General features: G+C 53.4%; 1 protein-coding gene. It reads left to right on the forward strand.

The window, feature by feature from the left end:
* The first annotated feature begins 211 nt into the window (after positions 1-211).
* Positions 212-1,165, forward strand: coding sequence for an IS110 family transposase (locus APH28_RS25955; RefSeq protein WP_060513281.1), 954 nt, complete (start codon positions 212-214; stop codon positions 1,163-1,165).
* Positions 1,166-1,187 lie beyond the last annotated feature (22 nt).

A 1,187-nucleotide genomic window follows, 5' to 3' on the forward strand; every position in this document is an offset into this window, starting at 1 on the left:
GCCCGCTTGTATGGTTAGACTTGAAGGGGTGGTGGGACTAAATGCCCGATTCTGACTGTTCACAGCAGTACAGACCGTGGGAGACATCGCCCCACCCCTTCCACCAAAGCGCCGATAAAGAATGCATCGTTTGCAAGCGACGATAGAAGCAAGCCAGCGCCTCTTGGTGAAACCCCTTCAAGCCGAAAAACCATAACGTGAGGAGCCGCCCATGGCAATGCAGACAGGTAAGTTGATCGTGGGTGCGGATGTTGCGAAAGCTGAGCTGGTTATCCACCACGATGATCGCGATGAAATTATCAGACTGAAAAACTCCAAACTCGAAATCAAACGATGGTTGAAGCAGCAGCCTCTCAACACAGCAATTGCTGTTGAGGCGACCAATGTCTACCACCTGGACTTGGTTGAGCTGGCCCATGGCCTGGGCTTGGAGGTTTATGTCATTGATGGTTTCCAGCTGAGCAACTACCGGAAAAGCGTTGGAGGCCGGGTTAAAACTGACCCTTCCGATGCTCGATTACTGTCCCGTTTTCTGAAAAATGAAGGCGAGGATCTTCGCCCCTGGAGCCCGCCGCCCGCCGTCTACGGCAAGCTTCAGAGTCTCCTGCGACGCAGAGCCGCCTTGGTGACTGCACGCACTGCAATGACTCAGAGCTGGGCTAACGAGACCCTATTGAAAGCTGCCTTCGAAACCTTTGTGAAATCGATAAATCAGCTGGACACGTTGATCCAAAAGAAGATCAAGGATGTGCTGCGAGAAGCTGGGCTGCAGGAGCAAGTTGCTCGCTGTCAGGCAGTAGAGGGTATTGGTTTTCTCACCGCCGCAGCATTGGTGATGGCTTTCATGAGGGGCGAATTCAAAAGCAGCGACTCGTACATCGCCTTTTTGGGAATGGATTTACGGGTTAGTGATTCTGGACAGAAGAATGGACGCCGCCGCCTCACCAAGCGAGGTTGCTCCGAAATTCGCCGCCTATTGCATAACGCTGCGATGGCAGCCAGCAAATCGGCCGCTTGGAAAGGGCTTTACGAACAGCACCGGAACTCGGGTAAAGCCACAACCCAGGCGCTGGTAATCCTGGCAAGAAAGCTCGCGCGGGTGGCATTCGCCCTGATGAAAAATCAGGACGAATACGTCACCAAAGGCGGGAAACTGGCTTGCTGAAAACCATAGAATCTCCCACAGG

It is taken from the genome of Pseudomonas sp. NBRC 111124, from assembly GCF_001320245.1.
Classification (GTDB): domain Bacteria; phylum Pseudomonadota; class Gammaproteobacteria; order Pseudomonadales; family Pseudomonadaceae; genus Aquipseudomonas.